This is a genomic window from Nocardioides sp. GCM10028917 (genome assembly GCF_042666175.1).
Taxonomy (GTDB): Bacteria; Actinomycetota; Actinomycetes; order Propionibacteriales; family Nocardioidaceae; genus Nocardioides.
Genome location: NZ_JBHTFL010000003.1, coordinates 220,800 through 246,471 on the forward strand (window position 1 = coordinate 220,800; position 25,672 = coordinate 246,471).

26 protein-coding genes are annotated in these 25,672 nt (G+C 71.6%); 4 read left to right on the forward strand and 22 right to left on the reverse strand.

Annotated features, from left to right (window positions below):
- Window positions 1–64: 64 nt before the first annotated feature.
- The 13 genes from ACFQW6_RS04435 to pafA all read right to left on the reverse strand — a co-directional run bounded on the left by ACFQW6_RS04435 (window position 65) and on the right by pafA (window position 12,712).
- A complete protein-coding gene (locus ACFQW6_RS04435; protein WP_378542595.1) occupies window positions 65–712 on the reverse strand; it encodes a maleylpyruvate isomerase family mycothiol-dependent enzyme in 648 nt (215 codons plus the stop codon).
- 63 nt (window positions 713–775) lie between these two features.
- A complete protein-coding gene (locus ACFQW6_RS04440) occupies window positions 776–1,345 on the reverse strand; it encodes a TetR/AcrR family transcriptional regulator (RefSeq protein WP_378541695.1) in 570 nt (189 codons plus the stop codon).
- A gap of 7 nt (window positions 1,346–1,352) precedes the next feature.
- Window positions 1,353–1,820, reverse strand: coding sequence for an Lrp/AsnC family transcriptional regulator (locus ACFQW6_RS04445; protein ID WP_378541697.1), 468 nt, complete (start codon window positions 1,818–1,820; stop codon window positions 1,353–1,355).
- A gap of 10 nt (window positions 1,821–1,830) precedes the next feature.
- Window positions 1,831–2,766, reverse strand: a complete 936-nt coding sequence (locus tag ACFQW6_RS04450; RefSeq protein WP_378541699.1) for a 5'-3' exonuclease H3TH domain-containing protein — start codon at window positions 2,764–2,766, stop codon at window positions 1,831–1,833.
- 76 nt (window positions 2,767–2,842) lie between these two features.
- Window positions 2,843–5,647 (reverse strand): DEAD/DEAH box helicase, encoded by a 2,805-nt coding sequence (locus ACFQW6_RS04455; RefSeq protein ID WP_378541701.1) that lies wholly within the window; start codon window positions 5,645–5,647, stop codon window positions 2,843–2,845.
- A 7-nt stretch (window positions 5,648–5,654) separates the two neighbouring features.
- The gene (locus tag ACFQW6_RS04460; RefSeq protein ID WP_378541703.1) at window positions 5,655–6,560 is read right to left on the reverse strand and encodes a diacylglycerol kinase; all 906 of its coding nucleotides are present in this window, start codon (window positions 6,558–6,560) and stop codon (window positions 5,655–5,657) included.
- A gap of 76 nt (window positions 6,561–6,636) precedes the next feature.
- Window positions 6,637–7,047 carry a hypothetical protein gene (locus tag ACFQW6_RS04465; protein WP_378541705.1) on the reverse strand — a complete coding sequence of 137 codons (411 nt, stop codon included), beginning with the start codon at window positions 7,045–7,047 and terminating at the stop codon, window positions 6,637–6,639.
- 23 nt (window positions 7,048–7,070) lie between these two features.
- Window positions 7,071–7,907 carry a twin-arginine translocase subunit TatC gene (tatC, locus tag ACFQW6_RS04470; RefSeq protein ID WP_378541707.1) on the reverse strand — a complete coding sequence of 279 codons (837 nt, stop codon included), beginning with the start codon at window positions 7,905–7,907 and terminating at the stop codon, window positions 7,071–7,073.
- Between the two features lie 20 nt (window positions 7,908–7,927).
- The gene (locus ACFQW6_RS04475; RefSeq protein WP_378541709.1) at window positions 7,928–8,263 is read right to left on the reverse strand and encodes a Sec-independent protein translocase subunit TatA; all 336 of its coding nucleotides are present in this window, start codon (window positions 8,261–8,263) and stop codon (window positions 7,928–7,930) included.
- Window positions 8,264–8,273: 10 nt separating this feature from the next.
- A complete protein-coding gene (locus ACFQW6_RS04480) occupies window positions 8,274–9,269 on the reverse strand; it encodes a helix-turn-helix transcriptional regulator (RefSeq protein ID WP_378541710.1) in 996 nt (331 codons plus the stop codon).
- A complete protein-coding gene (locus ACFQW6_RS04485; protein WP_378541711.1) occupies window positions 9,266–10,219 on the reverse strand; it encodes a helix-turn-helix transcriptional regulator in 954 nt (317 codons plus the stop codon). The genes ACFQW6_RS04480 and ACFQW6_RS04485 overlap by 4 nt, the downstream gene beginning before the upstream one ends.
- A 62-nt stretch (window positions 10,220–10,281) precedes the next feature.
- Entirely contained in the window at window positions 10,282–11,241 is a 960-nt protein-coding gene (locus ACFQW6_RS04490; protein ID WP_378541713.1) for an FKBP-type peptidyl-prolyl cis-trans isomerase, read from the reverse strand.
- A gap of 109 nt (window positions 11,242–11,350) precedes the next feature.
- On the reverse strand, window positions 11,351–12,712 hold the full coding sequence (gene pafA, locus ACFQW6_RS04495; RefSeq protein WP_378541715.1) for a Pup--protein ligase: 1,362 nt from the start codon (window positions 12,710–12,712) through the stop codon (window positions 11,351–11,353).
- Window positions 12,713–12,830: 118 nt separating this feature from the next.
- Here pafA and ACFQW6_RS04500 point away from each other — a divergent pair, with 118 nt between their 5' ends.
- Window positions 12,831–13,241, forward strand: a complete 411-nt coding sequence (locus tag ACFQW6_RS04500; RefSeq protein ID WP_378541717.1) for a hypothetical protein — start codon at window positions 12,831–12,833, stop codon at window positions 13,239–13,241.
- A 13-nt stretch (window positions 13,242–13,254) separates the two neighbouring features.
- On the opposite strand, the gene prcA is transcribed toward ACFQW6_RS04500, so the two are convergent.
- The 4 genes from prcA to dop all read right to left on the reverse strand — a co-directional run bounded on the left by prcA (window position 13,255) and on the right by dop (window position 17,119).
- Window positions 13,255–14,226, reverse strand: coding sequence for a proteasome subunit alpha (prcA, locus tag ACFQW6_RS04505; protein ID WP_378541719.1), 972 nt, complete (start codon window positions 14,224–14,226; stop codon window positions 13,255–13,257).
- 117 nt (window positions 14,227–14,343) lie between these two features.
- Window positions 14,344–15,174 carry a proteasome subunit beta gene (gene prcB, locus ACFQW6_RS04510; protein WP_378541721.1) on the reverse strand — a complete coding sequence of 277 codons (831 nt, stop codon included), beginning with the start codon at window positions 15,172–15,174 and terminating at the stop codon, window positions 14,344–14,346.
- A gap of 5 nt (window positions 15,175–15,179) precedes the next feature.
- The gene (locus tag ACFQW6_RS04515) at window positions 15,180–15,377 is read right to left on the reverse strand and encodes a ubiquitin-like protein Pup (RefSeq protein ID WP_056907732.1); all 198 of its coding nucleotides are present in this window, start codon (window positions 15,375–15,377) and stop codon (window positions 15,180–15,182) included.
- Window positions 15,378–15,598: 221 nt separating this feature from the next.
- A complete protein-coding gene (dop, locus tag ACFQW6_RS04520) occupies window positions 15,599–17,119 on the reverse strand; it encodes a depupylase/deamidase Dop (protein WP_378541724.1) in 1,521 nt (506 codons plus the stop codon).
- A 3-nt stretch (window positions 17,120–17,122) separates the two neighbouring features.
- Between dop and ACFQW6_RS04525 the strand changes: the two genes are divergently transcribed.
- Window positions 17,123–17,746, forward strand: a complete 624-nt coding sequence (locus ACFQW6_RS04525; RefSeq protein ID WP_378541726.1) for a class I SAM-dependent methyltransferase — start codon at window positions 17,123–17,125, stop codon at window positions 17,744–17,746.
- 153 nt (window positions 17,747–17,899) lie between these two features.
- Here the strand turns inward: ACFQW6_RS04525 and ACFQW6_RS04530 are convergent, their stop codons facing one another.
- From ACFQW6_RS04530 to ACFQW6_RS04545, 4 genes are all read right to left on the reverse strand, one after another.
- Window positions 17,900–18,265: a hypothetical protein gene (locus ACFQW6_RS04530; RefSeq protein ID WP_378541728.1), complete on the reverse strand. Its 366-nt coding sequence runs from the start codon at window positions 18,263–18,265 to the stop codon at window positions 17,900–17,902.
- A 7-nt stretch (window positions 18,266–18,272) separates the two neighbouring features.
- Window positions 18,273–20,018, reverse strand: a complete 1,746-nt coding sequence (arc, locus tag ACFQW6_RS04535) for a proteasome ATPase (protein ID WP_378541730.1) — start codon at window positions 20,016–20,018, stop codon at window positions 18,273–18,275.
- 132 nt (window positions 20,019–20,150) lie between these two features.
- Complete coding sequence (locus ACFQW6_RS04540) at window positions 20,151–21,119, reverse strand: tRNA (adenine-N1)-methyltransferase (protein ID WP_378541732.1); 969 nt, start codon at window positions 21,117–21,119, stop codon at window positions 20,151–20,153.
- Window positions 21,120–21,154: 35 nt separating this feature from the next.
- Window positions 21,155–22,324, reverse strand: coding sequence for a site-2 protease family protein (locus ACFQW6_RS04545; RefSeq protein ID WP_378541734.1), 1,170 nt, complete (start codon window positions 22,322–22,324; stop codon window positions 21,155–21,157).
- Window positions 22,325–22,427: 103 nt separating this feature from the next.
- Here ACFQW6_RS04545 and ACFQW6_RS04550 point away from each other — a divergent pair, with 103 nt between their 5' ends.
- Window positions 22,428–23,348, forward strand: a complete 921-nt coding sequence (locus tag ACFQW6_RS04550) for a RecB family exonuclease (RefSeq protein WP_378541736.1) — start codon at window positions 22,428–22,430, stop codon at window positions 23,346–23,348.
- Window positions 23,349–23,363: 15 nt separating this feature from the next.
- Here the strand turns inward: ACFQW6_RS04550 and ACFQW6_RS04555 are convergent, their stop codons facing one another.
- Window positions 23,364–24,074 carry an HAD family hydrolase gene (locus ACFQW6_RS04555; RefSeq protein ID WP_378541738.1) on the reverse strand — a complete coding sequence of 237 codons (711 nt, stop codon included), beginning with the start codon at window positions 24,072–24,074 and terminating at the stop codon, window positions 23,364–23,366.
- Between the two features lie 141 nt (window positions 24,075–24,215).
- Here ACFQW6_RS04555 and ACFQW6_RS04560 point away from each other — a divergent pair, with 141 nt between their 5' ends.
- Window positions 24,216–25,637, forward strand: coding sequence for a GntP family permease (locus tag ACFQW6_RS04560; protein WP_378541740.1), 1,422 nt, complete (start codon window positions 24,216–24,218; stop codon window positions 25,635–25,637).
- Window positions 25,638–25,672: the final 35 nt, after the last annotated feature.

Below are 25,672 nucleotides of genomic sequence, written 5' to 3' on the forward strand. Positions count from 1 at the left end.
AAGGCCTCCAAGTGTCGGTTTCCCCGCTCGAGCGGGGAAACCGCCAGAGAGCCGCGGGTGCCGGTCAGAGGCGGGCGAGGAGGACCGGGGCGCCGGGGCCGGTGAGCTCGGAGGGCGGGACGGGGCGGCCGTAGAGGAGGAGCAGGAGGGTCTCGGCCGAGGCCAGGACCTCGGGGCCCGAGCCGTGGGTCCAGTCGGCGTCGGTCGCCACGAGGCGTACGCCGGCGACCCGGTGCCGCGCACTCCCACCGACGACGACGTTCATCGGCCACGGTGTGCCGAGGCCGAACTCGGCGAGCGGCCCGAGCGCCTCGACCGGCACGCGGGCCGGGAGCCCGAGGGGGCGGCGTACGTCCATCCCGTGCACGACGGCGTCGGCCAGGGCGGCGACCGGGGGCATGCCGATCGGGGTCGCACCCGTCCGCGCGTTGTCCTGCAGCTGGGCGAGGATCGCCTCCTGGCCGCGCTCGGACCAGCCGACGGCCGAGCGGGCGATCATCCGGTTCATCGAGAACCCGTGGCGGACCATCGCGGCCGCGCCCGCACGAAGACCCAGGACGGGGGCCCAGGCGAGGTGGGCGGCGACGTCGACCACCCGCCACTCGCTGCACAGGGAGGGCGCCTGCCACTGCGCGGGCGTGAGCGCCTCGAGGCTGGCGACGAAGTCCCGACGGTGGGCGCGGGTCAGCTCCCGCACCGCGGACGTGCCCATCACGGCGCTCCCTCCCCGACCGGCTCGCATCCCTGAGAAACTACGCCTGTAGTGCCAGCGTGGTCAACGGGGGCCGGCGCTGGTCCAGCCCAGGGTGTCGATCACGGCTCGGATCCGAGTCGCGGCGTCCAGGTCGGGCGACGGCAGCGCCAGCTCGTGCAGCACGAGCCCGGTGACGTAGTTGCCGAGGACGCCGAGGTCGCGCTGTGGGTCGCGGGACCCGGCACGGGTGACGAGATCGAGGGACCACGTGTCGACCTGGTCGGCGCCGGAGGCCATCCCCGCGCGCAGCCCCGGGTTCTGGGCGGTCTCGACGAGGATGGCGTAGCGGGCGAGCGTCACCATCCGGTCCGGACCGAGGGCGCGGTCGACGAAGCGGCCCAGCGCCTCGGCGACGCCCTCCGGTGTCGGGTCGACCTCGTCGCGCGGCCCGGTGGCCATCTCGCGCTCGCGGACGATGAACCGCTCGACGATGCCGAGGACCAGCGCCTCACGGGTGCGGAAGTGGTTGGACGTCGACCCCGGAGGCAGGTGGGCGGCCGCGTCGACGGCGCGGTGCGTCAGCCCGCGCATCCCCTGGGTCCCGACGAGCTCGAGGGCCGCGTCGAGCAGCAGCGTGCGACGGTCGACCATCCCGCGGTCAGTCGGCGGGGCGGTTCTCGACGGGGCGGTTCTCGAAGGGCGTCGACAGCACGATCGTGGTGCGGGTGGAGACGCTCGCGACCGCGCGGATCCGGGCGAGCAGCTCCTCGAGCGCGAGCGGCGTGGCGACGCGGATCTTGAGGATGTACGACTCCTCCCCGGCCACCGACCAGCACGACTCGATCTCCGTGATGCCCTTGAGCCGGTCGGGGTAGTCGTCGGGCTGGGACGGGTCGATCGGCGTGATCGAGATGAAGGCGGTCAGCGGTCGACCGAGCTGGTCGTGGTCGACGGTCGCCCCGTAGCCCGTGATCAGCCCGCGCTGCTCGAGACGCTTGACGCGCTGGTGCACCGCGGACGTCGACAGGTCGGTCGCCTTGCCCAGGTCGGTGAACGACATGCGCCCGTCGGCGGCCAGCAGCGCAAGGATCTGCCGGTCCTTGGACTCGACCTCGGAGGAGCTCACGTGCGACACACTAGTTCGAGCCGGACAGCGCCTCCACCAGGCGCACGGCAGACGAGCCGAGGCCCCACTTCGCGTCGAGCGCGACCACGGCGTCGTGGTCGGCGGGCGTACGGGGACGGGTCAGGTCGTGCCCCCCGAGGTCGAGGTCACGGCGTACGGCGACCACGCGCGGCGCGACGCTGAGGTAGTCCGCGGCCGCCTTGATCTTCCCGCGCGGTCCGGGCCCCATGTCGGAGTCCGGGTCGCCGGCCGCAGCGATGACGGCGTCGATGGTCCCGAACCTGTTGAGCAGCGTCGCCGCCGTCTTGTCCCCCACGCCGGCGACCCCGGGCAGGCCGTCGGACGCGTCCCCGCGCAGCGTCGCGAGGTCGGCGTACTGGTGGGCGTCGACGCCGTACTTGCCGCGCACCCACGCGTTGTCGACGCGCTCGTGCTTGCTGACGCCGCGGGCGACGTAGAGCACCCGCACCTCGGCGTCGTCGTCGACGAGCTGGAAGAGGTCGCGGTCGCCGGTCACGATGTCGACCGCCATGCCGGCGTCGGTGGCCAGGGTGCCGATGACGTCGTCGGCCTCCATCTCGGCGTGCCCCACGACCGGGATGCCGTAGGCCTCCAGCACCGACACGATGATGGGGATCTGCGCCTCGAGCGGGTCGGGCACCTCCTCGACGTCCGGCTTGGGTCCCGGCACCTCGCGCACCACCCGGTGGGCCTTGTAGGAGGGGAGCAGGTCGACGCGCCACTGCGGTCGCCAGTCGTCGTCCCAGCAGCACGCGAGGTGAGTCGGGTCGTACTCCCCCACGAGCCGGCTGATGAAGTCCATCAGCCCGCGCACGGCGTTGACCGGCGTGCCGTCAGGCGCCCGCATCGAGTCGGGCACGCCGAAGAACGCCCGGAAGTAGAGCGAGGCGGTGTCGAGCAGCAGGAGGCGGTCGCCGGTGGCCATGGCCGGAAGCCTTCCACATCACGGACAGGCCGGTGCCGACCCCGCACCGCGGCGAGCGCGCCGGCTCCTTCACGCGTCAGTCGGCGAGCACGCTGTAGGCGATCACGCCGCGCCTGAGCAACCGCGCGGTGGCCCGCGCCGTGTCGCGCAGCTCCCGCTCGCCTGCTGCGTCGGCGACCTGGCCGCACAGGTCGAGCAGCTGCTTCATCCACCGCACGAAGTCGCCGGCGGACAGACCGGTCGCCATCAGCACGTCGTCGAGGTCGTCGCCCTCGGCCCAGCGCCACGCCGCCCACGCGAAGCCGATGTCCGGCTCACGGAGGAAGTCGAGGCGGTGGTCGCGCTCGAGGGCGTCGAGCTGGCCCCAGAGGCGTACGAGCTCGCCGAGCACCGGCCGCACCTCACCGCCGGGCATCTTCGGCGAGGAGGCGTCGTCGGCGCGGCGGGCCTCGAACACCAGCGCCGACAGCACGGCCGCCAGCTCCGAGGGGGCGAGCTCGTCGAACAGCCCGGCCCGGATCGCCTCGGCGGCCACGAGGTCCATGTCGGTGTAGAGGCGCCGGAGGTGCGAACCCTTCTCCGTGACCTTGTCGCCCTCGAGGTAGCCGAGGGCGGTCAGGACGTCGCAGACGCGGTCGAAGGTGCGCGCGACCGTGTTGGTGCGGTTGTCCACCCGCCGCTTCAGGGTCTCGGTGTCGCGCTGGAGCTTGAACCACCGCTCCGCCCACCGGGCGTGGTCCTCGCGCTCGGGGCACTGGTGGCACGGGTGCGCCTTCAGCTCGGCGCGCAGGCGTGCGACCTCCCGGTCCGTGGCGGTGTCGCCGAAGGAGTCGCGCTGCTTCGCGCGCCGCTCCCCCGGGGCGTCGAGGTCGTGGGCCTTCGCGCGGAGCGCCGTCGCCAGGTCGCGCCGCATGGCGGGGTTGCGCCCGTTGAACGACTTGGGGATCCGCAGCCGGCCGACGGCCTCCACCGGGGTCGGGAAGTCCATCGGTGCGAGGCGGCGGGCCTGGCGGTCGGCGGTGAGGACGTAGGGCCGTGGCTCGTCGGCGGAGTGTCCCGGGTCGATCACGACCGCGAGCCCGCTGAACTTGCCGGCCGGCACGTGGATCACGTCGCCGGGGCGCAGCTTGCCCAGCGACCGCATCGCCTCCTCGCGGCGGTCCAGACGACGCTCCCGCGCGGCCCCCTTCTCGAGGTCGGAGATCTGCCGGCGGAGGGCGGCGTACTCCATGAAGTCGCCGACGTGGCACGTCGCCGCCTCGCGGTAGCCCTCGAGGGCCTCCTCCGCCTTGTGCACCTGCCGGGCCAGCCCGACGACGGCCTTGTCGGCCTGGAACTGCGCGAAGGACTGCTCGAGCAGCTCGCGCGACGTCGCGCGCCCGAACTGGTGCACGAGGTTGACCGCCATGTTGTAGGACGGTCGGAAGGAGGAGCGGAGTGGGTAGGTGCGGGTGGAGGCGAGACCCGCGACCTCGCCGGGGTTCATCCCCGGCTGGTAGAGCACGACGCCGTGGCCCTCGATGTCGAGCCCACGCCGCCCCGCGCGCCCGGTGAGCTGGGTGTACTCCCCCGGGGTCAGGTTGGCGTGGGTCTCACCGTTCCACTTCGACAGCTTCTCGATCACCACCGTGCGGGCCGGCATGTTGATGCCGAGGGCCAGCGTCTCGGTCGCGAAGACGACCTTGACCAGTCCCTCCTGGAACAGCTCCTCGACGACCTGCTTGAAGGCCGGCAGCAGCCCGGCGTGGTGCGCGGCGACGCCGCGGGTGAGTCCGTCGAGGAACTCGTGGTAGCCCAGGACGTGGAGGTCCTCCTCGGGCAGGGTGCGCGACGCCTCCTCCACGCGGGCGAAGATCTCGTCGCGCTCCGCGGCGGTCGTCAGGCGGGTGTTGGCCTGCACGAGCTGGGTCACGGCGGCGTCGCACCCGGCGCGGCTGAAGATGAACACGATCGCCGGCAGCAGCCCCTCGCGGTCGAGGCGCTCGACGACCTCGACGCGGCTCGGGATCCACACCCGACGCCCGTTGCCCACGGACCGGGGGTTCTTCGGCGACCCGGGCTTGCCCTTGCGCGGCGAACGGCGGTCGCGCATCAGCCGCGAGCTCGCCCAGTCGTCGCGGGCGATGCGGGTCAGCTCGTCGTTGACCGGGGCGCCCTCCTTCACGAAGCCCGCGCTGGCGTCGACGTCGGAGGAGGCGAAGAGGTCCAGCAGCCGCCGGCCCACCATCACGTGCTGGAACAGCGGCACCGGCCGCTTCTCCTCCACGATCGTCGTCGTCTCGCCGCGGACCGTGGCCAGCCACTCGCCGAACTCCTCGGCGTTGGAGACCGTCGCCGAGAGCGACACGAGCGTCACCGACTGCGGGAGGTGGATGATGACCTCCTCCCACACCGCGCCGCGCATCCGGTCGGCGAGGTAGTGCACCTCGTCCATGACCACGAAGCCGAGGCCGAGCAACGTGCGGGACCCGGCGTAGAGCATGTTGCGCAGCACCTCGGTGGTCATCACGACCACGGGCGCCTCGCCGTTGACCACGTTGTCGCCGGTCAGCAGGCCGACCTTGTCGGCGCCGTAGCGCTTCACCAGGTCGTGGTACTTCTGGTTGGACAGCGCCTTGATCGGCGTCGTGTAGAACGCCTTGCGCCCGGTCTGGAGGGCCAGGTGGATGGCGAACTCGCCCACGACCGTCTTGCCGGACCCGGTCGGGGCCGCGACGAGCACCCCGCGGCCGTCCTCGATCTCCCGGCAGGCGCGGAGCTGGAAGTCGTCGAGCTCGAAGCCGTAGAGGCCCTCGAAGTCCTTGAGCATCGGGTAGGGCTTCTCGCGCTGGAACGCGGCGTAGCGCTCGGCGGGCGTGGGCTGGTCGTCGTGCTCGCTCATGGGGTCCTCATGCAATCACGTCCAGCGCGCCCGGGACGCACTCGACGGTCAGGGGCAGCGGGCCGAAGCGCTCGCCGTCGGCGTACGACACGATGCCGGGCGCCGCCACGGTGACGCTCCGCACCCGCCGGTGGACGTACTCCGCCACGCCGTCGATCCGCCCGGTGAACAGTCGCGGGTAGGAACGCACCAGCTTGGGCTTGCTCATCCGCGTGATGACCACGACGTCGAGCAGGCCGTCGTCGAGGAGGGCGCCCTCGGTGATCCGCAGACCACCCCCGAACGACGGCCCGTTGCCCACGGCGACCAGCATCGCCTCGAGCTCGACGGTCTCGCCGTCGAGCTGCAGCACGTAGGGGATCGGACGGAAGGTGCGGAGCTCGGCGAGCGTGGCGAGGTTGTAGCGCATCTGGCCACGGGGCCAGGTCATCGTGTTGGCCCGCTCGTTGACGATCGCGTCGAAGCCGGCGGCGAGAACGGTCACGAACCACCGGTCGCCGCTGCGCGCCAGGTCGATGGTGCGCCGCCGCGAGGCGATGACGCGGTCGGCGGCCGCCACCGGGTCGGTGCGCGGGAGGTCGAGGTAGCGCGCGAAGTCGTTGCCGGTGCCGCTGGGGATGACGCCGAGGGGTACGCCGGTGCCGGCGACCGCCTGCACGCCGAGGTGCACGAGGCCGTCGCCGCCGCACACCACGAGCGCCTCGACCCCGTCGGCGACGCAGCCGCGGGCCAGGTCGGCCGCCTCGTCGGCGTCCCGACCCGCGAGGTTGCGCACGACGAAGCCGCTCTCCCGCAGTCGGGCCAGGGCGGCGTGGCGGTGGCGCGCCCCCCGGCCGTGACCCGACGTCGGATTGGTCAGCAGGGCGATCTCCCGCCCCCGCACGGAGTGGTCGGGCGCAGCCGGGTCGTGCATGGCGACAACCTATCCCCCGGCACCGACCGGGCGGCCCGACTCTCCCGGACGCCCGGCATCCACGTGCGGTCGCGGGTCAGCCCAGCCGCAGCAGGACGGCGTACCGCTCGGCGCGTGCCCCCACCGCGCGGGCCAGCCGGCCGAGGGCGTCGAGCACCAGCTCCGGGCCGAAGCGGGTCCCCGGGACGGCCAGGACCATGCGCGAGTCGTGCTCGCCGATCACGACCTGCCCGTGGCGCCACGCCTGGTGCACGCGCAGCCGGGTCGCGTCGTCCACGACCGGCACCGGGTAGGCCTCGTCGACCGCCAGCAGGTCGCACACGATCTCCTGGGACGCCTCTGCCCGCTGGTCGGGTTGGTCCGCCGCCAGCCGGCCGTGGACGAGGTGCCCGGTCTGCAGGCCCTCGTCGGCGCGCCAGACCACGTCGCCGGTGCCCAGCCACTCCGGCAGGTCGAACGGGTCGATGTCGGTGAGGGTGGCCTGCATGGGTCCACCCTGTCAGAGGAGCCTCAGATGGAGGACAGCTCGTCGGGCGAGAGGCCGGCGTTGGGAGCACGGCGGGCGCGACGCTTGTCGTTGAACCGCGCGATGGCCTCCGAGGCGAAGAACAGCAGCACCATCGGGACCGCCATCAGCGTCATCGTGAAGGGGTCGGCCGACGGCGTCGCGATGGCGGCGAAGATGAAGGTGCCGATGACGATCCACGGGCGGTAGGCCTTGAGCGCGGATCCCTTCACCACACCGGCGAAGTTGAGCAGCACGACGAAGACCGGGATGTTGAAGGCCAGCCCGAACACGAACAGCGTGCGGGTGAAGAACTGCAGGTAGTCGTTGAAGTCGATCAGGTTGGTGACGCCGTCGGGGTTGAAGCCGATCAGCACCTCCAGCGCGATCGGCAGGGTGACGTAGCCCAGGACGATACCGGTGAGGAAGAGCGGACCGGCGACGGCCACGAAGACGCGGCTCATCTTGCGCTCCTGGGCGTAGAGCCCGGGCAGCACGAAGGCCCAGATCTGGTACAGCCAGTAGGGCGCGGTCACGATGGCGGCGGCGAAGCCGCACAGGGTCAGCCAGAGGAGCAGGCCGGCGCCTGCGCCGCTGGTCGTGGCGATGGACGTGCCTTCCGCCAGCGTCTTCTGGGCCTCCTGGTAGGGGCCGTAGACGGCGTCGTAGATCGCGTGGCGGAAGAGGATCGCCACCGCGAGCGCGACGCCGAACACGAGCAGGCAGCGCAGCAGTCGTGCGCGGAACTCGCGGAAGTGGTCCGCGAGTGCCATCCGACCGTCGGGACCGACGGCGTCGGGCGACGGCCCCTTGAACAGGCCGACGAGACCGGCGATCCTCACGCTCTTCTGGACTCCGGCGATCAGGCGGTGGTGTCGTCGCGCCGCTCGCGCAGCACCTCACCGGAGGTCTCGTTGCGCACCTCGCCACCCGCGGCCGGGTCGTGGGCCTCGTCGCGAGCCTCGATCTCGAGCTGCTCGGGGGTCTTGTCCGCGTCGTTCTCGTCGCGGAGGCCCTTGGTCTCCGTCTTGAAGATGCGCAGCGCCTGCCCGGAGCTGCGGGCCAGGTCGGGCAGCTTGGCGGCACCGAACACGAGCACCACGATCGCCAGGATCACGAGCCACTCCAGGCCCTGAGGCATGCCGATCATCGGGTCGATCATGTTGGTCACTCCGTCATTGGTGGTGTGGTGGATCACGTGCTGGGGGTCACTCGGAGTCTACGCCGTCGTCCTCGTACATGCGGAGCGCCGCCCGTGCCGCGGTCGTGAAGGCGTCGGCGTACGCCGTCGGCGCGAGCAGCTCGGCGTGGGGCGCCAGGCGCAGGAGCAGGGACTTCACCCACTCCTCGCTGGCCACCTCGAGGTCGACGTCGATCGTGCCGTCGGGACCGGGCCGGCGACCGGTCACCGGGTAGTACTCGACGACCCAGCGCGCCGGGGGCGCCAGGCGCAGGGTGACCGTCGTGGTCTCGGCGTCGCTGAACCAGCCGCCGGTGAGGTCGCGGGCGCGGGCGCCCGGGTCGGCGACGGGATTGTCGAGCTCCGTGGCGGCCACGATGCGGTCGACGCGGAACGCGCGGTCGCCACCGGCGGTGTGGCACCAGGCGTCGAGGTAGAGCAGGTCCTCGACCCGGGCGAGCCCGCGGGGATCGACGACGCGGCGGGACTCCCGGTCGCGGGACGGCACGTGGTAGGTGATCTCGACCTGGTGGCCGTGGGCCAGCGCCGACTCGAGGACGGGCACGACGGCGCTGCTCTCGAGCGGCGTCGGCGTGACGTGCAGGCGGAGCAGGCCCTCGCCGTCCTGGCCGGCGGCGTCCTCGAGCTTGGCCAGGGTCCGCTCGATGACCTCGCGGGCCTCGGCGGGGGCGGTGTCGACCATCGTGCGCAGCGCCACGACGAGGGAGGTGGCCTCGGCGGGCGAGAAGCGCACCGGTCGGGCGAGGTAGTCGGCGTTGTCGACGCGGATGATCCGGTCGCCCTCCAGGGCCTCGAGGTCGACCTCGATCAGGTCCCCCGGCAGCCCGGGCGACACCCCGGTCATGAACAGCAGCCGCAGGTCGCGCTCGATCTGGTCGGCATCGGTGCCGAAGTGGGCGGCGGCGTCCTCGAGGCGCACCTCGCCGCGTGCGAGGAGGAAGGGCACCAGTGCGAGCAGGCGTGCGACCTGGTCGGGTGCGGTGTCACCGGTCTGCGCGCTCATGACGCCTCGCCCGAGCCGGCCACGGCACGGAGCCGGGCGATGACGTCGTCGCGCAGCGACTGCGGAGCCACCACGACCACGTCGGCGCCGTAGGTGAGCACCTCGTCGGCCAGCTCCTGCACGGGCCCCTGGACGACGACGGCGTCCCACCCGGGACGGTCGGCGATCGGCGTCACCGACTCCGCGCGCCGGCGCAGGCCCACCCCGGTCCCCTGCCGCACCCGGATCTCTGCCCGGACGGAGGGGTACGACGGCGAGAGTCGCCGCGCGACCTCGCGGACGTCGGTGCCGGGCGGGACGTCGTACGCCCCGGACTTGCCGCTGGGGCGGACGGTGCCGACGATGCGCGAGAGCCGGAAGACGCGCTCGGCGCCGCGGTCGACGTCGAAGCCGACGACGTACCACCGGCCGGAGGAGCGCGCGAGGCCCCAGGGCTGCACCCGACGGGTCGTCGGCTCGGTCTCGTCCGCGCGCTGGTAGGGGAAGCTGACCTGGCGCCGCTTGCCGATCGCGTCCCAGAGCGGCTCGAAGGCCGGCTCGTCGGCGGTGATGGCCGGGGCGACGACCTCCAGGCGCGAGGGGTCGATCTCGACGCCCTGGCCCTTCAGCTTGGCCAGCGCCCGGCCCGTCGCCTTCGCGAGGGTCGCGTGCTGCCAGACCTGGGCGGCCAGGCCGAGCACGGCCGCCTCGTCGGACTCGAACCGGATCTCGGGGAGCGAGGTCTGCTCGGTCGGGATGCGGTAGCCGATCTCGTCGTCGAAGAACGCATTAGCGCTCCCGACCTCGATGACGGCGCCGATCTGGCGCAGGGCGTCCTTGTCGCGCTCGAAGGCACGCTCGAACGCCTCGTCGCCGGCCGGCCCGCGGGCGTGCTCGGGATAGCACGCCTCGCGGATCGCGTCCTTGCCGATGAAACGCTTGGCGCCGAGCAGCAGGATGTGCAGGTTCATCAGCCGTTCTGCCCGTGGCTGCACCATGCCGTCCGCCCTCTCCCCTGCGCCAGTCAGTCGGGTCAGGAAGCGCCGAGGATGTCGACGACGAAGAACAAGGTGTCGGTGCCCTTGATCCCGGCCTGCTCGTTGCCCTGCTCGCCGTAGCCGTCGGCCGGCGGGATCTCCAGGATCACGCGCGATCCGACGGTGCGACCCACGAGGCGCTCGTCCCAGCCCGGGATGACCTGGCCGACGCCGATCGGGAACTCGGCCGGCTCGCCGCTGTAGGACTCGTCGAACGGCTTGTCGGCGTCGTAGACCTGGCCGAGGTAGTCGACGGTGAGGGTCTGACCGGCCTTCACCTTGGGCCCGTCGCCCTTCACGAGCGTGGTGGCGATCAGCTTGCCGGTGGGCTTGTGGGCGGTGCTGAAGTCGAGGCCGGTGATGACACCGTCCTTCTCGACCAGCTCCGGCGCCCAGCCCGCGGGCTTCTTGTCCTCGCCCTGCGGGCCGTCGAGCGGCGGCACCGTCTCGGACGTCCCGAGGATGTCGACGACCGCCAGCACGGCGTCCTTGTTGCCGATGCCGATGTCGGGGCGTCCGCCCTCACCGAAAGCCTCCTCGGCGCTGGTAAGCAGCACGACGCGGTCGCCGACCTGATTGCCCACGACGGTCTCGCGCAGGAAGGGCACGATGTCCTCCGACATCTCAACCGACTGGGGCGCGCCGTCCTTGGTCCAGGTGCTCTGCGCCTTCTTCTCGGTGAAGCCGTTGCCGATCCACCAGTTGGCCTTCACGGTGTCGCCGTCGGCGACCTCCTCGCCGTCGCCCTCGACGAGGACCTCGGTCTCCTCCTTCGAGCCGTCGAGGCGGCCGTCAAAGGTGACCTTCGGCTCCGAGCCCTGGTCGCCCTCGATGGTCACCGAGCTGAGGGACTCACCGCCCTCCTGGGGGTCGCTGGAGCCCGAGCCGCAGGCGGCCAAACCGAGCATGCTGAGGGAAAGGACACCGCTGAGGGCAGCGGAACGTACACGAGACACGGGTTCACCTGTTCGATCGGTCGGCGTTGCCCGGACACCCTATCCAGCACACCCCACGCCCACTGCCGCGACACCGCCGCGACGTCCGCGTCGGCCGGTCGTGGGATGGTCACATGCCGTCGATGAGGCGCTGCACCCGCTCGTCGTACGCCTTGAACGGGTCCTTGCACAGCACCGTGCGCTGGGCCTGGTCGTTGAGCTTGAGGTGCACCCAGTCGACGGTGAAGTCGCGGCGACGCTCCTGCGCGCGGCGGATGAACTCACCCCGGAGGCGCGCGCGGGTGTTCTGCGGCGGCACGCTCTTGGCCTCGAAGATCTTCAGGTCGCTGCTCACGCGGGCGACGGCACCGCGCTTCTCGAGCAGGTAGTAGAGCCCGCGCCCGCGGTGGATGTCGTGGTACGCGAGGTCGAGCTGCGCGATCCGGGCGTCGCCGAGGGACAGGCCGTGCTTGGCGCGGTAGCGCTCGATCAGCTTGAGCTTGATGACCCAGTCGATCTCGCGGTCCACCAGGCCGAGGTCGTCGGACTCGACGGCCTTGAGGCCGCGCTCCCACAGGTCGAGCGCCCGCTCGATGGTCGGCGTGGAGATCTGTCGACGGTCGACGAAGTCGCGGGCCTTGCCGAGGTACTCGGCCTGGATCTCCAGTGCGCTCGCCTCGCGGCCGTTGGCCAGGCGCACCTTGCGGCGGCCGGTCGTGTCGTGGCTGATCTCGCGGATCGCGCGGATCGGGTTCTCCATCGTGAGGTCGCGCATCACCACGCCCTCCTCGATCATCCGCAGCACGAGGTCGCAGGAGGCCACCTTGAGCATCGTGGTGGTCTCGCTCATGTTGGAGTCGCCGACGATGACGTGCAGGCGCCGGAACCGCTCCGCGTCGGCGTGCGGCTCGTCGCGGGTGTTGATGATGGGCCGGCTGCGGGTGGTGGCGCTGCTGACGCCCTCCCAGATGTGCTCGGCACGCTGGCTCACGCTGTACGACGCACCGCGCGGCGTCATGACGACCTTGCCGGCGCCGACGACGATCTGCCGGGTCACCAGGAACGGGATCAGGATGTCGGCCAGCCGGCTGAACTCCCCCGCGCGGCCGACGAGGTAGTTCTCGTGGCAGCCGTAGGAGTTGCCGGCGGAGTCGGTGTTGTTCTTGAACAGGTAGATGTCGCCGGCGATGCCCTCCTCGTGCAGGCGCGCCTCGGCGTCGAGCAGCAGGCCCTCGAGGATGCGCTCGCCCGCCTTGTCGTGCGTGACGAGGTCGACGATGTCGTCGCACTCCGGGGTGGCGTACTCCGGGTGGCTGCCGACGTCGAGGTAGAGCCGCGCGCCGTTGCGGAGGAAGACGTTGGACGAACGGCCCCAGCTGACGACCTTGCGGAAGAGGTAGCGGGCGACCTCGTCGGGGCTCAGCCGGCGCTGCCCCTTGAACGTGCACGTGACGCCGTACTCGTTCTCGATGCCGAAGATCCGCCGGTCCATGGACCCACCCTAGGACCGCGGACCACGCCCGGCGCGTCACTCCGCGCGGAAACTTGCCTGCCTTCCGGGTTGCAGGCCGCCCTTGACGGCCGGCCGCCGCTCGGGTGAGCGTTCCCCCATGGGACCTCGCCACCTCGTCGCGACCGTGCTGGTCGAGCCGGACGTCGTCCAGGACCTCGAGCTGCGGGTCATGACAGACGACATGTGGCTGTGGCCCGTCCGCACCGCACCCGTCGTCGTCGACGGGGCACGGATGGAGTTCCAGATCCGCAGGAGGCTGGTCGAGCAGCGGCGTGGCGCGTGGGACGAAGCCTCCGACTGGACACCCGCCTGGATCGGCTTCGGCGGCGCCTGGCACGAGTTCGGCCCGGACGGCAACGTGCGTCCCTCGGGTCCGCTCCCCTGGGCCGCCCACCAACGGCTGTGGAGCGCGTTGGCCGAGTTCGACTCGTCGGTGCGCTACCGCCGACGCCTGAACGGCATCCCCACCGAGCCGACGACCGAGTGGCCGGGGCTCAACCTGCGCTGAGCCCCGAGGACGCTCAGACCTGACCGGGCTCGGTCGGCGGCGGGGGTGCGCCGGGCGTCGGAGGCTGGCCCGGCTCGGGGGCCGGCGGAGGTGGGGCGACCGGGGGTGCGACCGGGGGCTCGGTCGTCGGCGGAGCCACGGGCGGCTCGCCGGTGACCGGGTCCTCGAGGGGCGGCGTGGCTCCGGAGACCTGGTCGGTGGGGTCGGCCGGGTCGTCCTGACCGGACTGCCGCGGACCGGACCCGGCGAGCGCGTCCTCGGGTGCCGCCTCGTCGGCCTGCTCGACCCCGCGCCCGCCGAGGATCTCGACGAGGCGCGTCTCGCGCAGCCGGAGGAACTTGCGGGGCTGGGTTCGGGTGCGGTCGAGAGCGGCGACCTCGAGGTCGCCGGCCGGGATCACCCGGTCCTCGGACTCGCCGTGGCCCAGGGCCGCGACCGCGACCCGGAGCGTCTCCTCCAGCGAGGCGCCGCCGACGTAGTGCTCGGCGAGGTGGCCGGCCACCGTCTCGGCCGCCCCACCCATCACGGCGTAGCCGTGCTCGTCGGCCACCTGGCCGTCGTAGGTGAGCCGGTAGAGCTGGTCGTCCTCGGGCGCGTCGCCGACCTCTGCGACGAAGATCTCGACCTCGTAGGGCTTCTCGCCGCCGGAGGAGAAGATCGTGCCGAGGGTCTGGGCGTAGGCGTTCGCGAGGCCGCGACCGGTGACGTCGCGCCGGTCGTAGGCGTAGCCGCGCATGTCGGCGAGGCGTACGCCGGCGATGCGGAGGTTCTCGAACTCGTTGTAGCGACCGACCGCCGCGAAGGCGATCCGGTCGTAGATCTCGCTGACCTTGTGCAGCGCCTTCGAGGGGTTCTCCGAGACGAACAGGACCCCGTCGGCGTACTGCACCGCGATGACGGAGCGACCGCGGGCGATGCCCTTGCGGGCGAAGTCCGCCCGGTCCTTCATCAGCTGCTCGGGCGAGACGTAGAACGGCATGCTCATGCTCGGACTCCGGGCTCACATGAGCATGCCAGGGCATGGCTGTTCTCGATGGCGCCCTCGCTGCGCTCGGTCGCGTGCTCGCTTCGCTCGCTCTTCACTAAAGCTCCTTGGTCACAATCAGGTGAGGGCCGCGGCCGGGCCGTCGGGGCGCTGCATCCGGGCGGTGATGACCCGGTCGGCGATGGCCGAGACCTCGTCGTCGGGCAGCCGGCGGCCGCCGTCGGGCGTGATCACGTGAACCACCGGGAAGATGCGCCGGGTCAGGTCGGGGCCGCCGGTGGCCGAGTCGTCGTCGGCGGCGTCGTAGAGCGCTTGGATCACGGCCGTGACCGCGCCCTCGGCGTCGAGGTCGTCGCGGTAGAGCTTCTTGAGCGAGCCCCGGGCGAACAGCGAGCCGGAGCCGACCGAGTGGAAGGCCGTCTCCTCGTAGCGCCCGCCGGTCACGTCGTAGCTGAAGATGCGTCCCTGGTCGGCGGTGAGGTCGTAGCCGGCGAAGAGCGGCACGACGGCCAGGCCCTGCATCGCCAGGCCGAGGTTGGCGCGGATGAGGGCGGCGAGCCGGTTGGCCTTGCCGTCCATCGACAGCGTCGTGCCCTCGATCTTCTCGTAGTGCTCGAGCTCGGTCTGGAACAGCCGCACCATCTCGACGGCGAGGCCCGCGGTGCCGGCGATGCCGACCACCGAGAACTCGTCGGCCGGGAAGACCTTCTCGATGTCGCGCTGAGCGATGATGTTGCCCATCGTCGCCCGCCGGTCCCCGGCCATGACGACGCCGCCGGCGAAGGTGGCCGCGACGATCGTGGTCCCGTGCGGGGCCAGGCTGCCGGCGTCACCGGTGGGGACCGCGCGCCGCGACGGCAGCAGGTCCGGCGCCTGGGCGCCGAGGAAGTCGGCGAAGCTCGACGTCCCTGGAGTCATGTAGGACGCAGGCAGGCGGGAGTCGCTCATGCGGCTCACTGACCGCCCTTCTGGATGAACGACTTCACGAAGTCCTCGGCGTTGGTCTCGAGGACCTCGTCGATCTCGTCGAGGATCGCGTCGACGTCCTCGTCGATCATCTCCTTGCGCTCGGCGACGTCGGACTCCACGACCTCCTCGGTCGCCGTCTCCTCCTGCGAGGACTTGCGCGGCTGCTTCTGCTCCTGGGCCATGCCTCGACCCTATCCACTCCCACCGACGCCACAAGGACGTTCACCCGCGGCGGACGGGCGAGTCGTACGTCGTACGACCGCGCTGACCCGGGCTTGTAGGCCTGTTCTGGCTCCTGGAGGCCTTTGCAAAGGCCTCCGGGAGTCGGTTTCCCCGCTCGAGCGGGGAAACCGACCCCGCTCGAGCGGGGAAACCGACGCACGGCAGACGGCTCCGAAGCCCCTCAGCGGGTGATCGCCGCGACCAGGGCCTGGGCGGAGTCGCTGCGGTCGATCAGCTCCCCGACGTGGGCGCGCGTGCCGCGGAGGGGGTCGATGGTGGGCACCCGCTGGAGCGACTCGCGGCCGGGGAGGTCGAAGATCACCGAGTCCCACGACGCGGCGGCCACCGAGTCGGCGTACTTGTCGAGGCACCTGCCGCGGAAGTAGGCGCGGGTGTCGACCGGCGGGTCGTGCATCGCCGCCTCGATCGTCGCGTCGTCGAGCAGTCGCTCGATGCGACCGGCCGCGGCGAGGCGGTGGTAGAGCCCCTTGTCCGGTCGTACGTCGGCGTACTGCAGGTCGATGAGGTGAAGCTTGGCGTCGTCCCAGTCGAGGTCGTCACGGTCGCGGTACTGGGTGAGCAGCTTGAGCTTGGCGACCCAGTCGAGCTCCCCGGCGCACTCCATCGGGTCGCGCTCGAGCCGGGTGAGCACCGACTCCCAGCGGGCGAGGACGTCCACGGTCTGCGCGTCGGCGTCGGCGCCGTAGCGGTCCTCGACGTACTTGCGGGCGAGGTCGAGGTACTCCAGCTGCAGCTGTACGGCGGTCAGCCGGCGCCCGTCGCGCAGGGTGACGAGGTGCCGCAGCGTCGGGTCGTGCGAGACCTCGCGCAACGCCTTGACCGCCCCCTCGACGCTCAGGTCGCGGTCGATGAAGCCGTCCTCGATCATCGCGAGCACGAGCGAGGTGGTGCCGGTCTTGAGGTAGATCGAGACCTCGGCGAGGTTGGCGTCGCCCAGGATGACGTGGAGGCGGCGGTAGACGGCGGGGTCGGCGTGCGGCTCGTCGCGGGTGTTGATGATCGGCCGCTTCAGGGTCGTCTCGAGACCCACCTCGACCTCGAAGTAGTCCGCGCGCTGGCTGATCTGGAAGCCGCGCTCGGGCGTCGTGTCGCGCCCGTCCTGGCCGATGCCGACGCGGCCCGCGCCGGTGACCACCTGGCGGGAGACGAAGAACGGCGTCAGGTGACGCACGATCTCGGCGAACGACGTGGAGCGCCGCATCAGGTAGTTCTCGTGGGCGCCGTAAGACGCGCCCTTGTTGTCGGTGTTGTTCTTGTAGAGCACGATCGGGGCGCTGCCGGGCACCTGCGCCGCCATCCGCGACGCGTCGAGCATCACCTGCTCCCCCGCCTTCTCCCAGCGGACGACGTCGAGCGGCGTCGTCACCTCCGGCGAGGAGTACTCCGGGTGCGCGTGGTCGACGTAGAGCCGCGCGCCGTTGGTGAGGATGACGTTGGCCAGGCCGAGGTCCTCGTCGGTGAGCTGGCTCGGGTCGGCCACCTGGCGGGCCATGTCGAAGCCGCGAGCGTCACGCAGCGGCGACTCCTCCTCGAAGTCCCAGCGCGCGCGCCTCGCCTTCACCGTGGAGCTGGCGTAGGCGTTGACGATCTGGGAGGACGCGACCATCGGGTTGGCCGACGGCTGCCCCTGCACCGAGATGCCGTACTCGACCTCGGTCCCCATCACGCGGCGTACGCTCATGCCATGAGCCTACGGGTGTGGGACGAGCGCGTCGTACCACGGCTGACGGACCTCGCCCTGCGCGGCGACGACGTCAGCGAGCTGCGTGAGGCCACCTGCGCCGGGCTCACCGGGCGGGTGCTGGAGATCGGCTTCGGCAGCGGGCTCAACGTCCGCTGGTACCCGCCGGAGGTCAGGTCCGTCACCGCGATCGAGCCCTCCGACCTGGGCTGGCGGCTCTCGGAGCGCCATCGCGCGGGCAGCGACCTGGTGGTGGAGCGAGCCGGGCTCGACGGGCAGCGCCTCGACCTGCCCGACGACTCCCACGACAACGCCCTGGTCACCTTCAGCCTCTGCACCATCCCGGACCCGTTGCTGGCGCTCCGCGAGGCCCGGCGCGTCGTGCGCGACGGGGGGCGGCTGCACGCGCTCGAGCACGGCATCGCGCCGCAGGAGTCCGTACGCCGGTGGCAGCGCCGGATGGAGCCGGTGCAGCGAACCGTCTTCGCCGGCTGCCACCTGACCCGCGACGTGCCCGCGCTCGTTGCGGCCGCGGGGTGGCGGGTCGAGGACCGGGAGCAGGACTACCTGCCCGGACCGGCCCTCTCCCGCCCGTGGACGTACGTCTACCGGCTCGTGGCCGGATAGATCGGTCGGGGCAGGTCAGCGTCCGCGACGGAGGAACCCGACGAGGAACAGCACGATGACGACGATGACGACGATGATCAGAATGGTTCGCATCCGGTCAACCTAGTGCCCGCCAGCGCGTCGGCAACTCCTCCGCAGGGGTGTCGCGCCGGTTCAGTCGCGGGGGCGCGGACCGTTGAGCGTCGAGGCGTGGGCGACGTTGACCGCCCCGATGCCCAGCCAGGCCACGATGACCGCGGGCAGCCCGTTGTCCGTGGCCACCATCGGCACGATCGTGATCGGGACGCCGACACCGACCGAGACGAGGCCGAGGACGAACTGCCGGATGCGGCCGCCCTCGGTGCCGGCGGTACGACGCTGCTGCAGCTCGCCCCGCTGGGCCGCCCGCCGCTCCACCGCACGCTCGATGCGCTCGGCGAAGCCGTCGACGAGCTCGGCGTCGTAGCGGGCACCGAGCTCGCGCCGCGCAGCGAGGGCGGCCTCGATGTCGCCGTGGCCGAGGTCGTCCTCGTGGCTCACGCGCACCTCAGAGGTACTGGCCGGTGTTGGCCACCGTGTCGATCGAGCGACCCGGCTCGGTGCCCTGCTTGCCCGTGATGAGCGTGCGGATGAAGACGATCCGCTCGCCCTTCTTGCCCGAGATCCGCGCCCAGTCGTCAGGGTTGGTGGTGTTGGGCAGGTCCTCGTTCTCCTTGAACTCGTCCACGCACGCCTGGAGCATGTGCTGGACGCGGAGACCGCGCTGGGCGGGGTTGAGGTCGCTGTCGAGGAAGTCCTTGATCGCCATCTTCTTGGCCCGGTCGACGATGTTCTGGATCATCGCGCCGGAGTTGAAGTCCTTGAAGTAGAGGACCTCCTTGTCGCCGTTGGCGTACGTCACCTCGAGGAACCGGTTCTCCTCCGACTCCGTGTACATCCGCTCCACCGTCGCGCGGATCATCGCGTTGACGGTGGCGGTGCGGTCCTGACCGAACTCAGTGAGGTCCTCGGCGTGCAGCGGCAGGCTCGGCGTGAGGTACTTCGAGAAGATGTCGCGTGCCGACTCGGCGTCGGGGCGCTCGATCTTGATCTTCACGTCGAGGCGACCGGGTCGCAGGATGGCGGGGTCGATCATGTCCTCGCGGTTGGAGGCGCCGATCACGAGGACGTTCTCGAGCGCCTCCACGCCGTCGATCTCGCTGAGCAGCTGGGGCACGATCGTGTTCTCCACGTCGGAGGACACGCCCGAGCCGCGGGTGCGGAAGAGCGAGTCCATCTCGTCGAAGAAGACGATGACCGGGGTGCCGAGCGAGGCCTTCTCGCGCGCGCGCTGGAAGACCAGACGGATGTGCCGCTCCGTCTCGCCGACGTACTTGTTGAGCAGCTCGGGTCCCTTGATGTTGAGGAAGTAGGACTTCCCCGACGCCCCCGTGCGCTCGGAGACCTTCTTGGCCAGCGAGTTGGCGACCGCCTTGGCGATCAGCGTCTTCCCGCAGCCCGGCGGGCCGTAGAGCAGGACGCCCTTGGGCGGCTTGAGCTCGTGGTCCTTGAACAGCTCCGGGTGCAGGTAGGGCAGCTCGACGGCGTCGCGGATCGCGTCGATCTGGGTGGTGAGGCCGCCGATCTGCGTGTAGTCGATGTCGGGCACCTCCTCCAGGACGAGCTCCTCGACCTCCGACTTCGGGACGACCTCGTAGACGTAGCCGGCCCGGGTGTCGAGCAGCAGCGAGTCGCCGGCCCGGATCGTGACGTCCTCGGCGCACAGCGGCTCCGCGAGTCGGACCACGCGCTCCTCGTCGGCGTTGGCGATCACGAGGGCCCGCTCGCCGTCGGCGAGGATCTCCTTCAGCATGACGACCTCGCCCACCTGCTCGAAGTCGAGGGCGGCGACCACGTTGAGGGCCTCGTTGAGCATGACCTCCTGGCCGCGCACGAGCCCGTCGAGCTCGACGGCGGGGCTCACGCTGACGCGGAGCTTGCGCCCGCCGGTGAAGACGTCGACGGAGTCGTCGTCGTTGCGCCCGAGGAACGTGCCGAAGCCCGCCGGCGGCTGCGCCAGACGGTCGACCTCCTCCTTGAGCGTGGTGATCTGGTCGCGCGCGTCGCGCAGCGTCTGGGCGAGCCGCTCGTTCTGGCTCGAGACGGCCGCCAGGGACCGCTGCGCGTCGGCCAGCCGGGTCTCCAGGCCGCGCGACTGACCGGGCAGGTCCTCCAGCCGGCGGCGCAGGTCGGTGACCTCGTCCTCCAGGTAGCGCACCTGAGTGGCAAGTTGCTCGCGGGTCGGCTCAGTCATCTCGCACCTCCTGCTCAGTGACACTACCCATGGATCCATGGGACGGAAGTGAATATCTCGACGTGTTGACCACCGTTTCGCGCCACCGCGCGGGGGTCCGTCAGCCGCGCTCGAGGCGCTGGACGGCGACGCTCATGCGTCCCGGTCGGGCTCGGCCACCTCGATGGCGGGTGCGTCGGCCGGGCGGGGGCCGGTGTAGTCCGGACCGTAGGCGCCGGGAGCGGGGCGACGGGTCTTGCGGGGCGGCTGCTCCCCCGGCGCCATCCGGCGCGCGGTGACGAGGAAGGCGGTGTGCCCGATCATCTTGTGACCCGGACGGACGGCCAGGCCCTCCACGTGCCAGTCGCGCACCAGCGACTCCCACGCCTGCGGCTCGGTGAATCCGCCGTGGACGCGCAGGGTCTCGACCACGCGGGAGAGCTGGGTGGTGGTGGCGACGTAGGCGCACACGATGCCGCCGGGCACGAGCGCGTCGGCGACCGCGTCGACGCAGTTCCACGGGTCGAGCATGTCGAGGATGACGCGGTCGACCTGGCCGCCCAGCACGGGCAGGCCCTCCTTGAGGTCGCCGAGCCGCAGGTCCCAGGCCGGGTGGGTCCGGCCCTCGGGGGCGGAGAAGAACTGGTGGACGTTGCGCCGGGCGACGTCGGCGAACTCCTCGCGGAGCTCGAACGACGTCACGCGGCCCCACGGGCCGACGGCTCGCAGCAGCGAGCAGGTGAGGGCTCCGGACCCGACACCGGCCTCCACGACGCGGGCGCCCGGGTAGATGTCGGCGAGCGCCACGATCTGGGCGGCGTCCTTCGGGTAGACCACGGCCGCGCCGCGCGGCATGGACACGACGAACTCGTTGAGCAGCGGGCGGAAGACGAGGTACTGCCCGCCCGCCGACGAGACGAGGGTGAACCCCTCATCGCGCCCGATCATGTCGTCGTGGTCGAGGTGGCCCTTGTTGGAGAAGAACCGCTTGCCCGCGACGAGCTCGAAGTTGTGCTTGCGGCCCTTGTTGTCGACCAGGCGGACCCACTCGCCCTCGCGCAGGGGGCCGCGGTGGACGCCGGACCAGGCCTCGGCGGGGACGTCGGGAGAAGGCTCGGACATGGCGCGAACCCTAGTGTTCGGAGGGCCGATTTCCCTCAGCGGCGAGCGTTGTCGCGAAACGCCCGGTCGACGTCGGCGGTCGCCAGCACGCCGTAGATCCGGCCGTCGGCCTCGACGAGGAGGTATTCCTCCGCGGGGCGTCGGCTGATGGCGAGGATGAGGTCCTCCCCCGCGACGGTGGCGGGCAGCGTGAGCCCCTCCTCCATCGTGCGGGCGACGGCCGAGACCGCGACCCACGGACGGCGCTCGGCCGGCATCGCGGTGACCGCCGCCTCGCTCACGATGCCGACGGGGGTGCCGTCGGGGGTGACGGTCACGATGCTGCCCGCCTCGGCCTCCTGCGCGCGTCGTACGGCCTCGGCGAGGGGCAGGTCCTCGGGGACGGTGAGCGTACGACGTGCGAGCGGGCGTGCGACGAGGGCAGGGAGGCGCTGGCGGAGCCGGGCGTGGGCCATCGCGGCCGTCGCGCCGGTCCACAGGAACAGACCCAGGATGAACACGAGGACGAGGTCGAGGACGCTCGGCGGCTCGCCGATGACCCGCTCCTGCACGAGCGGCCAGACCAGCAGCGCCAGGGCCGTGATGCGGCCGCCCCAGCCGGCGACGATGGTGCCGCGGTGCTGGTTGCCGGAGGCCCCCCAGACAAGCGCCTTCAGCACGCGCCCGCCGTCGAGCGGGAGGCCCGGCACGAGGTTGAGCACGCCGATCAGCAGGTTGGCGCCCGCGAGGAGGATCATCGCCTCACGGACGAGACCGTCGGACATCACGTAGGCCACGGCGCCCGACGCAGCGCCGACAGCGATCGAGGTGAGCGGGCCGACCACGGCGATCCAGAACTCGTGGCGGGGGCGCCGCGACTGCCCGTCGACCTCCGTCATGCCGCCGAGGAAGTGGAGCGTGATCGAGTTGACGCCGTAGCCGAGGCGCTTGGCGACGACCGCGTGGGACGCCTCGTGGAGCAGGACCGAGAGGTAGAGCACGACCGCGAAGACGAAGCCCGCGACGTACTTCCAGAACCCCAGACCGGGTTGGGCGGCCTCGATGCGCGGCCCGAACGCCAGCGAGATGAGCAGCGCCACGACGAACCACGAGCTGGTGATGAGGACGTCGATCCCGACGATCGACCCGATGCGCAGCGTGCCGCGCGGACGCGGGGGGCGCCGCTGGTCGCCGTCGGCAGGCGCTGGATCGCTGGGCTCGGACACCCTTGAACCCTAACGAACCTCGCCCACAGCGGTCGGCCGCCCGTACGCGGCCGCTGCCGCCGGCCTCCCGCTGTCGGTGGACCCGCCTAGGGTGAACCGCGTCATGTCGATCCCCCTCCCCGCCCCTGCCACCCCCACCGTGCCCGAGTCCCCCGCGGACCGGATCTCGACGCCCGTGGACGGGGTCGACGTGCTGGGGGCCATCTCGCCGAGCCGGGCGGGCGACTTCATGGCCTGCCCCCTGATGTACCGATTCCGCACCATCGACCGGCTGCCCGAGCCGCCGTCACCCGACGCCGTCCGCGGGACCGTGGTCCACAAGGTGCTCGAGGACCTCTTCGACGCACCGGCGGCGGAACGCACGCCCGAGAGGGCCGGCCACATGCTCACGCCCACCTGGGAGCTGCTGCTCGAGGCCGATCCCGGCCTGGCCGAGATGTTCGGCGGCGAGGGGCCCGACCTCGCGGCGTGGCTCGCCTCCTGCCGCACGGTGCTGGACCGCTACTTCGACCTCGAGGACCCGCGGCGGCTCGAGCCGGCCGAGCGGGAGCTCTACGTCGAGGCGCTGCTCGAGTCCAAGCTGCTCCTGCGCGGGTTCGTCGACCGGGTCGACGTTGCTCCCGACGGCCGGATCCGGGTGGTCGACTACAAGACCGGAAAGGCTCCGAGCGAGGGCTACGAGGCCAAGGCGCTGTTCCAGATGAAGTTCTACGCGCTCGTCCTCTGGCGGCTGCGCGGCGTCGTGCCGTCGGTGCTGCAGCTGGTCTACCTCGGCAACGGCGAGATCCTCCGCTACGAGCCCGACGAGGACGACCTCCGCGCCACGGAGCGCAAGGTCGAGGCCGTGTGGCGGGCCATACGCCTGGCCCGGGAGACGGGCGACTGGCGCCCGAGCCCGTCCCGCCTCTGCGACTGGTGCTCCTTCCACCAGTACTGCCCGACCAAGGGCGGCACGATCCCTCCGCTGCCCGAGGTCACCCCGGCCGGTGCGACGGACGTGTCGACCGACGAGTCAGCCGACTGAGCTCGGCGGGGGCCCTCACGCAGGCAGCGACGGCGGCAGCAGCCGGCCCAGCGACTGCGCGTCGAGCCCGGCGAGCGAGTCGGCGAAGACCCGGCCGTCTCCCTCCAGGATCGGCACGTGGTTCGGCACGCACAGGACGGTGCACCCCGCCGCGACGGCCGACTTGGCGCCCGTGTTGGAGTCCTCGATCGCGAGGCACTGCCCCGGGTGGAGACCGAGCTCGGCCGCAGCGGTGAGGTACGGCTCGGGGTGCGGCTTGCCGAACTCGACGCGGTCGCCGGTCACCACGCTCGCGAAGGTGCCTGCGGGCAGCTGGGCCAGGATCGGGACGACGAACCGCTGCCAGGACATCGTGACCAGCGCGCAGGGGATGCCGTGGTCCTGGAGGTCGGTCAGGAGCTCACGGGCGCCCGGTCGCCACGGCACCTCCTCCTCGACGCGGGCGACCACACCGTCGAGCAGCTCGTCGACGATCTGCTGCGGCGTGCGATCGATGCCCATGTGCACGCGGATGTAGTCGCCGGACTCGAGCAGGGCGTTGCCGACGAGGTTCAGCGCGTGCTCCTCCGACCAGGTCCCGCCGTACTTCTCCGCCATCGCGTACTCGGTGGCGATCCAGTAGGGCTCGGTGTCGACGAGCGTGCCGTCCATGTCCCAGAGCACGGCGGCCGGAAGGGGCGTGGGATCGCCGGCGACCTCGCCGACCCGGCTGCGGTGTGATGTCACGAGGACCGACCCTATCCAGCGACGGCCGCCCGACCCGAGGGCGCCCAGGACTCGACACCGGGTGGTCAACCACCGCCCGGCACCGGTAGACAGGAGGCCACTCGGGAGCCTCTCGGGGACGACGACTTCTCTGGAGAGCCCATGGTCGCCCTGCACACCACGATCGCGATCGTCCTGGTCATCGGACTCATCATCAAGGTCCGCATCGACCCGGTGATCTCGCTGATCCTCGGATCCCTCTACCTCGGACTGGCCAGCGGGGTCGGCTTCGCCGGCACCGTCGAGGCGATCACCACCGGCTTCGGCGGGATCATGGCGGAGGTCGGCCTGCTGATCGGCTTCGGTGTGCTGATCGGCTCCCTGCTGCACTCCACGGGAGCGTTCCGGCGCCTGGTCGCGCTCCTGGTGCAGCGGGTCGGCTCGGGGCGGCTGCCGTACGCCCTGACGTCGATGCTGGCCGTGGTGATGCCGTCGATCTACGTCGACGTGCAGGTCGTCCTCGCCGCGCCGGTCGCGCGCTCGGCGTCGCCGTTCATCGGCAAGGTGGGACTCCCGGTGCTCGCCTCCGCGCTGGGCTGCGGCATCTTCGCCGGCTACGTCTTCGTGATCCCCGGCCTCGCGGCGATCTCGATCGCCGGCCTGCTCGACATCCGCCTCGGCGACTGGCTCCTGTACGGCGTCGTGATCGGCCTGGTCACGGCCCTCGTCTCGACCCTGCTGATGCGCTTGCTGTTCGCGGCCGGCGGCTTCTGGAACCCGGAGACGGACGAGGAGGTCGACGAGGCGATGGCCGAGCAGGAGGCCGCCGACCGCGCGTACCTCACGGGCGAGGCGGGCTCCGCGGAGGAGGCCCGGGCCCGCAGCGACTCGGAGGCGACCGCTGCCAAGGAGCGGGAGGGCGTACGCCCGCTCCCGCTCGTGGTGCTGATGCTGCCGATCCTGGTGCCGCTGCTGCTGATCGCGTTCGGCGCGTTCGCCGAGCTCGGCGGCTGGTCGAACGCCTTCATCGCCTTCCTCGGCGACGCCAACATCGCGCTCTTCATCGGCCTCCTCGGGGCCTACTTCCTCTCGCGCGCCTCGTCGGGCCGAGAGCACACCAACGAGGCGATGGAGGACGGGTTCCACACGACCGGCGAGATCCTCCTCATCACCGGTGTGGGCGGCTCGCTCGGAGCGGTCATCGAGGCCACCGGCCTCGACAGCGTGCTGGGCGACCTCTTCCAGGCCGACGAGGGCGCGCCCGTCGTGCTGAGCATCCTGCTGGCGTGGTTCATCGCCGCGGTCCTGCACCTGGCGATCGGCTCGGTGTCGGTGGCGGCGATCACCGCCGCCGGGATCATCGCCCCGATCCTCGACTCGCTGACCATCTCCCCCATCGCCGTCGGGCTGGCGATCGCCTCGGGCGCGATGTTCGCCCTGCAGGTCAACAGCAACTTCTTCTGGATGTTCAAGTCACTGCTCGGCCTGTCGACCAAGGGCACGCTCAAGACACTGACGCTCGTGACATCGGTCGCCTCAGTGGTCTCGCTGCCGCTCGTGATGCTGGCGGCCGTGGTCCTGTGACCCGGTCGCCCGGCCTCCGGCGGGCGCCCGGCGTG

Excerpts from the sequence above, each read along its gene's own strand:
- ACFQW6_RS04485 (WP_378541711.1), bottom strand. The coding sequence starts at position 10,219 with ATGAACCTGCACATCCTGCTGCTCGGCGCCAAGCGTTTCATCGGCAAG.
- ACFQW6_RS04440 (WP_378541695.1), bottom strand. The coding sequence starts at position 1,345 with ATGGTCGACCGTCGCACGCTGCTGCTCGACGCGGCCCTCGAGCTCGTC.
- ACFQW6_RS04460 (WP_378541703.1), bottom strand. The coding sequence starts at position 6,560 with ATGCACGACCCGGCTGCGCCCGACCACTCCGTGCGGGGGCGGGAGATC.
- ACFQW6_RS04525 (WP_378541726.1), top strand. The coding sequence starts at position 17,123 with ATGAGCCTACGGGTGTGGGACGAGCGCGTCGTACCACGGCTGACGGAC.
- arc (WP_378541730.1), bottom strand. The coding sequence starts at position 20,018 with ATGACTGAGCCGACCCGCGAGCAACTTGCCACTCAGGTGCGCTACCTG.
- ACFQW6_RS04465 (WP_378541705.1), bottom strand. The coding sequence starts at position 7,047 with ATGCAGGCCACCCTCACCGACATCGACCCGTTCGACCTGCCGGAGTGG.
- ACFQW6_RS04560 (WP_378541740.1), top strand. The coding sequence starts at position 24,216 with ATGGTCGCCCTGCACACCACGATCGCGATCGTCCTGGTCATCGGACTC.
- ACFQW6_RS04450 (WP_378541699.1), bottom strand. The coding sequence starts at position 2,766 with ATGGCCACCGGCGACCGCCTCCTGCTGCTCGACACCGCCTCGCTCTAC.
- pafA (WP_378541715.1), bottom strand. The coding sequence starts at position 12,712 with ATGGACCGGCGGATCTTCGGCATCGAGAACGAGTACGGCGTCACGTGC.
- prcA (WP_378541719.1), bottom strand. The coding sequence starts at position 14,226 with ATGAGCATGCCGTTCTACGTCTCGCCCGAGCAGCTGATGAAGGACCGG.
- dop (WP_378541724.1), bottom strand. The coding sequence starts at position 17,119 with ATGAGCGTACGCCGCGTGATGGGGACCGAGGTCGAGTACGGCATCTCG.
- ACFQW6_RS04550 (WP_378541736.1), top strand. The coding sequence starts at position 22,428 with ATGTCGATCCCCCTCCCCGCCCCTGCCACCCCCACCGTGCCCGAGTCC.
- ACFQW6_RS04500 (WP_378541717.1), top strand. The coding sequence starts at position 12,831 with ATGGGACCTCGCCACCTCGTCGCGACCGTGCTGGTCGAGCCGGACGTC.
- ACFQW6_RS04480 (WP_378541710.1), bottom strand. The coding sequence starts at position 9,269 with ATGAGCGCGCAGACCGGTGACACCGCACCCGACCAGGTCGCACGCCTG.
- ACFQW6_RS04435 (WP_378542595.1), bottom strand. The coding sequence starts at position 712 with ATGGGCACGTCCGCGGTGCGGGAGCTGACCCGCGCCCACCGTCGGGAC.
- ACFQW6_RS04515 (WP_056907732.1), bottom strand. The coding sequence starts at position 15,377 with ATGGCCCAGGAGCAGAAGCAGCCGCGCAAGTCCTCGCAGGAGGAGACG.
- ACFQW6_RS04540 (WP_378541732.1), bottom strand. The coding sequence starts at position 21,119 with ATGTCCGAGCCTTCTCCCGACGTCCCCGCCGAGGCCTGGTCCGGCGTC.
- ACFQW6_RS04455 (WP_378541701.1), bottom strand. The coding sequence starts at position 5,647 with ATGAGCGAGCACGACGACCAGCCCACGCCCGCCGAGCGCTACGCCGCG.
- prcB (WP_378541721.1), bottom strand. The coding sequence starts at position 15,174 with ATGAGCGACTCCCGCCTGCCTGCGTCCTACATGACTCCAGGGACGTCG.